Origin of the sequence: Bradyrhizobium sp. Mp27 (genome assembly GCF_029953005.1) — a bacterium.
GTDB classification, from domain to species: domain Bacteria; phylum Pseudomonadota; class Alphaproteobacteria; order Rhizobiales; family Xanthobacteraceae; genus Bradyrhizobium; species Bradyrhizobium barranii.
The window spans coordinates 1-8,181 of record NZ_JASAUS010000232.1 but is presented as its reverse complement, the minus strand read 5'-3'; the positions used below and the strand labels follow the sequence as shown (position 1 = coordinate 8,181).

The 8,181-nt window shown below is 59.4% G+C and carries 5 protein-coding genes and 2 pseudogenes; 4 read left to right on the top strand and 3 right to left on the bottom strand.

What is annotated here, in order from left to right; all coding sequences use genetic code 11:
• Nucleotides 1-195: 195 nt before the first annotated feature.
• Nucleotides 196-437: pseudogene (locus tag QJT78_RS46270) on the bottom strand (LLM class flavin-dependent oxidoreductase); the annotation flags it as partial.
• Nucleotides 438-659: 222 nt separating this feature from the next.
• Between QJT78_RS46270 and QJT78_RS46265 the strand changes: the two are divergent.
• The 4 genes and pseudogenes from QJT78_RS46265 to QJT78_RS46250 all read left to right on the top strand — a co-directional run bounded on the left by QJT78_RS46265 (nt 660) and on the right by QJT78_RS46250 (nt 4,816).
• Nucleotides 660-1,691: a hypothetical protein gene (locus tag QJT78_RS46265; protein WP_281460670.1), complete on the top strand. Its 1,032-nt coding sequence runs from the start codon at nt 660-662 to the stop codon at nt 1,689-1,691.
• A gap of 25 nt (nt 1,692-1,716) precedes the next feature.
• Nucleotides 1,717-3,378, top strand: coding sequence for a hypothetical protein (locus QJT78_RS46260; protein WP_281460669.1), 1,662 nt, complete (start codon nt 1,717-1,719; stop codon nt 3,376-3,378).
• 13 nt (nt 3,379-3,391) lie between these two features.
• Nucleotides 3,392-3,529 (top strand): annotated as a pseudogene (locus QJT78_RS46255) (SRPBCC domain-containing protein); the annotation flags it as partial.
• A 249-nt stretch (nt 3,530-3,778) separates the two neighbouring features.
• Complete coding sequence (locus QJT78_RS46250) at nt 3,779-4,816, top strand: hypothetical protein (protein WP_281460671.1); 1,038 nt, start codon at nt 3,779-3,781, stop codon at nt 4,814-4,816.
• A 99-nt stretch (nt 4,817-4,915) separates the two neighbouring features.
• Here QJT78_RS46250 and QJT78_RS46245 read toward each other — a convergent pair whose 3' ends face one another.
• Nucleotides 4,916-6,937: a phospholipase D-like domain-containing protein gene (locus QJT78_RS46245; protein WP_281460668.1), complete on the bottom strand. Its 2,022-nt coding sequence runs from the start codon at nt 6,935-6,937 to the stop codon at nt 4,916-4,918.
• Nucleotides 6,938-7,081: 144 nt separating this feature from the next.
• Nucleotides 7,082-7,891, bottom strand: coding sequence for a S1/P1 nuclease (locus tag QJT78_RS46240; RefSeq protein ID WP_281460667.1), 810 nt, complete (start codon nt 7,889-7,891; stop codon nt 7,082-7,084).
• Between the last annotated feature and the right edge of the window lie 290 nt (nt 7,892-8,181).

Sequence of the window (8,181 nt, the reverse complement as noted above, 5' to 3'; positions counted from 1 at the left end):
TTAGCTAGGGTATGCGGTAGCGCTCCCGCTATCGCTGCCCTCCTTGGGCGTTTCCTCCCTAGACTTGGGCCGCTTGTGGCAACGCAGGCGGCCTCTCTTTTTATGTATGTCATCACGTTCTCCAGAGCAGAATGAGGCCGAGCGGGTCTGCTCGTGCTTGTCCCGGCGCACCGCCCGTCGCGCTCACATTAGCCCCTCGATGACGGCGGTACCGATCTCGATGCGGCTGGTCCTGGCGCCGACGGCCGCCAGCAGCGGGAAGGGCGACGCGAGCTGGCGGGCAAAGTGATGGACGCGAAAATACGCGCCATCGGCGCCGAGCTGTTCCGCAGCGACGGCAAGGTCAATGGATTGCAGCAGGGTGTCGGCGGCGGAGCGGGTCTGCGACTGCGGCGATGGCGTCCAGTGCCGAAGGAGAGGAAACCGATCTTTTTCATCCAGGGCAGTTCATCTCGAAGAATAATGGATCCAGCCACGTTGCTGAGAAATGGCCGTTGGGTCAATCTGTCACAGCGGCGCCCGATTTCGCGACCGTTTAATCCGTACATCTTTTGATTGCATGGTGCGTCACCTTCGAACTATGATGTACTCAATTTGAAATATGAAAATACATTTGCAGCTATCTCTGAAGAGGTTCCCTCGGCTCTCGGGAGAACGCCATGTTTCCTTATTCGGATCCTACCGGGACAAACGCACTTTCGGCGGCTGGTGCGCTTCAGAATTACCGTGAGAAAGTCGGGTTTTTCGACCGGCGCTTCCACAATGTCGCAGCATCCGGCTACACGCTGCGCGAAGCGTTCAATGAACTTGCACCAGGCACTCAGGCGCAAACCGCGACCGTGTGGTGGAGCGCATTCCCGGTGACGGCTCCGGCGACTGAGCGACAGATCGACAATGACCGCATGCGGTTTCAGGACGAATATGTCGAGTGGCAGGCCGAAAGGCAGAACGGCGTTCTTCGGAGGGTAACTTTCACGACCGAGTTCAGCGAGTATCTCCAGGCTCTCGCCGAAGCGGGAGTGGCGCCATTAAAGGCCGAGATTGCAAATCTGGTGCCGGGCGCGGATCCGACCGATGCAGACCTGTTCGGGCCGGGCTTCAACCCGCAGACAGCAAGCGCATCCGCACGTGGAGGCGCATTTCTCGCGCACCTTGCGAAAAACCCCTGGAACAATGGCAAACGCGGAATTCTTTGCCTGACACAGCAGTTCAACACGATGTCGGCGTTGTTCAACCTGCTCGGCGCATGCGGGGTGCCCAACCTCAACGTCGCGACAGGCGAGGTATGCGGGTCCGTCGGCGGCGCCTGTGGACCGGGGCGAAACTCGGACCCGGCGGTGTGCAGCGCTGCGCAGAATCTGGCCCGTGGCAATAGTTCCTTTTCGCTGGACGACCCGGCCGGCATCCGCATCAGCAAACTCGAGCCCAATGCGCAATGGACGCTGGACGGGCAGGCGATCGACATCAACGATCCGGCGACGAACCAAGGCATCTGGGTCGTCTCGCGCAATGGCCGGCGGGGAGTGTTCAATCTTCGAGACAATTTGCGCGTCGACGGCAACAGGATCCAGACCGGTGCCCAGCTTTCCAAGCTTCTTATTGTCGGAGCCAGCGTGATTCATGCGCCTGATGCCGCGCTGCCCGGATGGGCGCAAGCCGGTCATGAAGGCAGCCGTGGTCCGGAAGTTTGATTTCTAGCAGCGAGAGGCGCACGCCATGCAACGAGTTGTTCAGATCGCAGCCACTGCCGCCGCCCTTTCAGTCTTGATGCCGGCTGGCGTGTCAGCGCAGTCTTCCGATATTGTCTGTCAGCCGCTCGCGTGCGAGGGCAGCGCACCGCGCAAGCTGACCGATGCCGACAAGCCGAAATTCCAGGATCCTTTCTTCCGCCTCGTGCTATCGCGGCGTCCGAGCGTCCGGAAGCTGACCGAGATCGAGACGCAGATTCTTGGCGCGCAAGGCGCGAAACGGCGTGTCTTCGTGGTCGACGAGGAAATCCAATCGACGAAGCGGCCGGCCTCCCGGCGCTCCGTCGTCGATTTTGTTGGCCGAAACAATGGGATTGCGCTCGGCTCGAAACTGTTCCTGTCATTCTTCTTCAGTTCGGACGCCGTTCCAGATAGCCCTGATGTCGAAGTGCTTGCCTGGGACGACGTCAACGGAACCTACAATTATTACAAGCTTCGGGAGATCGAGCTACCGAAGGACAGCCCCAGCGCCCCTACGGTTCGGGATCGGGTCTGGGTTGCGGAAGCAACTTCACGCAATATCGATGCAATAACTCCATCGCAACGCTCCGGCACCTGTCTCGCCTGCCATGCCAACGGCGTTCCGGTGATGAAGGAGTTGCTATTCCCGTGGAACAACTGGCACGGGCAACCGTCGCCAATCGCTTATCTGTCGGAGACGGGAGCGCCCGATCAGCGCTGGCCGGTCCGTAGTGACAGTCATTTCCAGGACCTCACCCAAGCGCAGGACTTTGAGAGATCGGTCCAGATCGCGATCAATCTCGCGATTCAGCAGCGATTTGAGCAACAGGTCGTCAAGCAAGCTGACGTGAAGCTCACCGTCGCGAACGCGCGGCTCACGTTACGGCCGCTGTTCGAGACGACCGAGATCAATTTGATAAGCGCCGGGGCCGGCCAGTTCTCCCGTATGCACCCTCTCACAGGCACCCCGATGGACGGCCCGTCCGCACCGATACAGATTCCCAACAGTTTCTTCCTTCAGTCCAAAGTCCTTGCGGCATGCGGAATTGACGCAGAGGACTTCAAAACTTTAGCCCGCATCAAGCCGGCCGACTACAAGGCGCTGATCGAGAATTCGGGCGTGAAGATAACGACACAGGCACTCGGCACGGTGGCCGGTGACACCAACTTTGCCTGGTTCACACCCGAACAAGCCTTCGTGGATACGGCGTGGATCACCAAGCTCGTCAATGAAAACGTCGTCACGAAGGCGTTTGCGGCAGCGGCCGCCGCCGCCGATCTTGAAACGCCGATTCTCTCCGCAGAGCGCGCAAAGCTGCTGCAGTTCGTGCCGGCGTCATTCATCGTGACCCCGGGCGAAGCGCACCCGGACGCATTGACGCGCGCTGTGATCGCCGCCATCGATGCAGCGGCTCCGCCGGCTGGATCGGTCGCAGCGCAGTTTCGCGACACGTTGAAGGCGCCCGATCCGGTCGAGGTGGTGCGCGACCGGGTGAAGGCTTACAAGGAACGTATCGCCGGGCTGCTCGGGGATGCAGCCCCGGCCGCCGCGCGCACCGCCGAACAGCAGCGTCTGTACAATCTTCTGCTTGATAGGCGCAGGGCCTTCGCCAGTCATCCGCTGTTCGGCAATCTGGTCGAGTCAGGCGCGCTATTGCCGCTCCCGTAGGAACGGGAATTCATTGGCGGGTATTTCGGTGCTGCCTGCGGTCGACCTGGCCGAAAGGGAAGGCGGTACGCTGCTGAGCTATCAGGTCGAGGCGCAGATCGGCGGCAAACTGGCGCAGCTCGGCCAGCGGTTGATCAACGGCAACAGCCAGTCGGCGTTCGACTGCAGACGGGGGCCTGGGAATGGCCAAACCGGGTGGAAATGGCGGCGCTGCGGGACCGGGCGGGCAGGGCGGAAATGCGGGCAACGGCGGCGTTCTGATCGCCGTCCTATCCGATCCGGCAAAAGTTCAAGAAAATGCGTTGCTTCTCGCGGATGCCGGCAATCCCGGTCTAGGGGGCGAACCCGGAAGGCCGGGCATCGGCGGCTCGGGTGGACGTGTCGGGCAAGAGGCTCTCCCATGGTGCAGGCAGACGGCATCAAACGGATCACCCGGCGCAACGGGATCCCAAGCATCGTCAGATGCACCCGGCGAGCGTGGTTCAAACGGCACAACGAAGTTCCTGCCCTTGGCCGACTTTGGGTTCGCGATCACATGGTGACGATAAGCAACCTTCGTCTAGACTTTGCCGGTTTGCTCGATGTTTTTGCGCGCGTGCTCGCGTTAGTGCTTTTTGCTCTTTTCGGGCGTCTTCTCTGGCAAGCCATCGCCATCGGCTCGGCCGATAGCAGCTTTCAGCACGTCACGCTGCAAATCACCACACTCGAAACATCGATTACGAAGTTGGAGGTAACCCGGCGCGAGGCCGAAATCCGGACGATCCGCTTTGACTCCGGCGTTTCCCTCCCCGACGCAAGTGTTGGCAGCATAAACGAGGCTCGGCAGGCGTTAGTTAATGCCGCGAGCGACTACCGCGACGAAGCCAACCGATATTTTGCGGCCGTCTGCGATGCCGGAAAGAGGCTTGCCAGTATAGGCGCGCTGCCAGGTGCCTTCATGCCCTCAACGCTGAGCTTAAAGGACTGTCCCAAACGGTCGGTCAACCTACCTCCGGGGGCCGTCTCAACAGACGATGATCCCAGCGAGCGAATTCAAACGGTTCGCGCCGTGCTGGATCATTTCAATGTTCTGGCGAATTCGTACATGCTTCCCATTCTCTTCGGAATGCTTGGCGCTTTGACGTTTGCCATCCGCGACATAGTAACGTCGCCCGAAAAGATGGGAAATCTGCCGGTTGTAACCGGATATATTCTGCGTGTTTTTCTGGGAGTTATCCTCGGCTTGATCATCGGCTACGTGAACGTGACAGGCACGCCGGCCGCGGGCTTGGCGGCCTCGCCGTTGCTGTTGTCGCTCGTGGCCGGTTTCGCTACCGACGCGGTGCTGTCGTTGCTCGATCGCATTGCGCTCGCCATAAGTTACGATCGTAACGTGGATGCGAAGAATACGCCGCCGCCGGCCGTCAGCCCCCCCGGCGCTACACCCAGTACTGAATAATCCTTTACCGCTTCCATTGCGTGACCGATCGCGGACAGGGTGGCGAACCAGAGGGTTCTCATGACGTGCCCTGTGGCTATCTTGTGTTCGCCGTTAACCTCACTTCTTCGCGGAGCGCTTGCCATCCGCTTTCTTCCTTTTTGCGGCTTTCTTCTTCTTCGCGGTCCTCGTTTTGGATTTCTTTTTTGTGGCCTTTTTCTTCACAGCCTTTGCCGCCTTCTTCGATTTCTTGGGGGCGCTCTTTCCTTCAGCGGCCTTCTTGGCATCCCTGGCGGCCCTGGCTTTTGCGCGTTTGTCCTTGGCCCGCTGCACTTCGTTGACGAATACGTCAGGATCTTGTGCTGCCTGCGGCGCCCACGTGAGGCCGCGGTCGGCGAAAAACATGGTCCTGCGCGTGCTTTTGAAATTCCCATCCTGAAAAACGGGCACAAGCCACTCCGCGCCCGTGTCAAGGATGGCCGCCTTTCTCTTGGCCTCTTCCTCGTCCTCGCCGCTCACTGCCGCCCGGTTAGCCGACATCCGAAAAAAGAAGTGGCGGAAGATGCGATCGAATTCCGTCAGGTAGATATCGGCGACGCGGGTGTTGCCCCGGATCATGAGCATGTTTTCGTCGTTTGCCGTGAGCGATGCGCCCGAGAAATTGGCCGAACCCGTGCAGACGAGAGGATCGTTCGACAACGGGTCGATCAGGAGAAATTTCGTATGAACGAAAAACACAAAACCTTTGCCGTCCTTGCGCGCCAGCTCCTCATCGACGAACCACTTTTCAAGGGGAAAATTCGGGATCGGAACGAGTTTCGTGCCGCCTTCGCCTTCCTTTTTCTCGAATGAAGTCTCCGTGACTTTTCCGAGCACCGACCCGTTCGACATGATGAGGCGGCCGTGGCTGTCCCGCTCGGCTTTGCGCGCAGCCGCGGTGGCGGGCTTCTCGAGCAGCACGAAACGCATGGAATCCTGCTGTTTGCCGAGCGAGCGAAGAAGGATCGGATCGACAGTGAAGGCGGCGGTGAACATCGAGGATGTTCGCGCGTCCTCGATCCGCTTTCCGTACCAGTCGAGAAGGTTGTCAGCGATGCGCGGAGAGAAGACGGCTGTGACCGGCTCGGCCGGAACGACATTGGGCGGATTTGGAGTGAAACCAATGACCGCCTCGCGCGCCGGTTTCGTTGTCGGGTTTTTCGACAGGACTTTCCAATAGGCAAAGTACTTGTTGGGAATCGCGGAAGGTTCCTTGCTGCTGTCCGTTACGACATGTCCGACGTTGGTCTGACCGAGGAAGCCGGAGGGGGTGAAGTTCACCGATCCTGTCCACACTGCTTTTGGCCGCTCGTCTGCGTCCAGCCAGACCATGAACTTGTTGTGCGGTGTCTGCGGCCGGGTCCGCTCTATCAACCTCGAACGCGGCAGGCCGGTTTCATCGATCGCGCCGTCATTCGCGCTGGTCTTGTGGTAGATGATTTTGACGTCGACGCCGCGGCCGATGGCCACCTTGAGAGCATTCAACAGAGGAATGTATGTGAACTCGTAAGCGACGACGCGTAGCTTTTCTCCGGGCGGAACGCCGTTGATATAGCCGACGCACGCTTCCTCAAGTCCCCGCGACAGCCATTTCGACGTTTCTTCGGTTACCCGGTTCTTGTCATCGACCTGATTGTACATCTGCTCGGTCAGTGCCCGGTTCTGGAATTCGACCGAGTAGGCCCGGCTCGCCACTACGCCGCGGTTGAACCAGATGCCGTGCTTGCCGTCGTTTTCCTTTTCGGTCTTTATCTCAAAGGTGACCTTGTGTCTTTGTTCAAGCGCTCCGGGCGCGCCGTACATGGCGACGATTGTATATTCGTATTTCGTGTCGGGTCTGGCCTCGTAATCGGACCAGAGAAAGCTCTGGATCGGGTGCTCAAGCGTTGAGTACTTGTCTCCCTTCACAGGGCTCGGGACGAGACTTTCAAAATACTTGGTGCCGGTGAGCCAATGGGTCTGTCCCCCGCCTTTGACCTGAAAAGCGAAGCCCCTGAGCCCCTCGCGGTTGCCGGGATCGATATCCAGCGCCATCAGCACCACGCGAGTGCCCGCGATTGCGCTCACGCGCATAGGACCGCTAGCGGCTTCCTTCCTGCTCATCTGTGCCTCCCGGTCACGCTTCAAGGAAAAAAATAGACGATGTTACTTCCAAAAAAAGACGACCCTGCCCCCAGGCGCGCCGGCCTGCCGAGAGTGGCGCGACTGGTTCGACGCAAGACGTCAGCAATCCCAAATGCGAAACCGTCAATCGCCGAACACTGTGTCAAGAAGCTTGCCCAGTCGCACACCGGCCTTCTGCAACTGCTCCTTCACGATTGGTTTGTTGGCCTGAAGATATGCGGCATTGATCGTCACGTCGCCCGCCGGTCTGTCACAGGACTTGCCGTGGATCACGCAATAGCCGGTCTTGGCTCTCTCGGCGATAGCGAAGGATTCATTTGCCCGTTCCCGCGGTTCTGAAGCTCTCCACTTCGATTCCATTTCCTGCGTGATCGCGTCAACAAGCTGATCGACCGCGTCGGAAACGTCGGTGCCTACGGCTGCCTCAACGAGGCAGCTGTCCCAGGCCGAATGCAGGTTCGACGAGCATTCTCCGACGACCGTGATCTCATTGCCACCGCGGTCGTCCTCAAACGAAACGTGCAGAGGTTGGTGTATGTCGCCGACCCAATGTCCGAGGAACTTGAGGGCGATCAGCCTGTCCGCCTTCTTCGCGTCCTTGGACGCGATGATTTTCGAGTCATTCAGGATGGCAGTGAGCGCGCATTTTGGCGCGGTCGGGCATTCATCCGATGTGAGGCCTTTGGAATCGCGCGGCAGATTGACGAAATGCTCCGAAGGGCGCTTGCGCGGATGATCCGGGAAAACGCAGGATTCCGAGAAGGTGTCGAATTCGCTGTCGGACCTGATCAGCTTCCGGATTGCGGCTCGCGTGTCGGGTTGCGCCAGCCTGAAGGCGATCTCGCAGACAATTTTATGTCCGATGTCGCCCCACGCCGAGGCCGAATTGCAGAGGGCGAAGAAAGCAAAGAGAGCAATTAAAACGCAACGCATAATATTACTCCTCCGTTAGAAAGGCCGCAGTCTAGCACCCGCAGGTTGCGGTGTTAAGTCGTGGGAAGGCCGTTTTGCGAACGGCGCTCAAGCGGCAGGCGCTCATGAGGCGAAACGACGCAGCACGCGAGGCCCGCTGCGGCGCAGCATGCGATCAACGATCGATAATCGGGCTGCCGACGCTAGCCCGTCCTATTCGTGAGAGTGCGGCTTTTGGGCCCGATTGATGCGGCCGCACATCTTGTCTGACGAGGCGCACAGGATTGCCTTCGGCTTTTCGCCGCCTGACG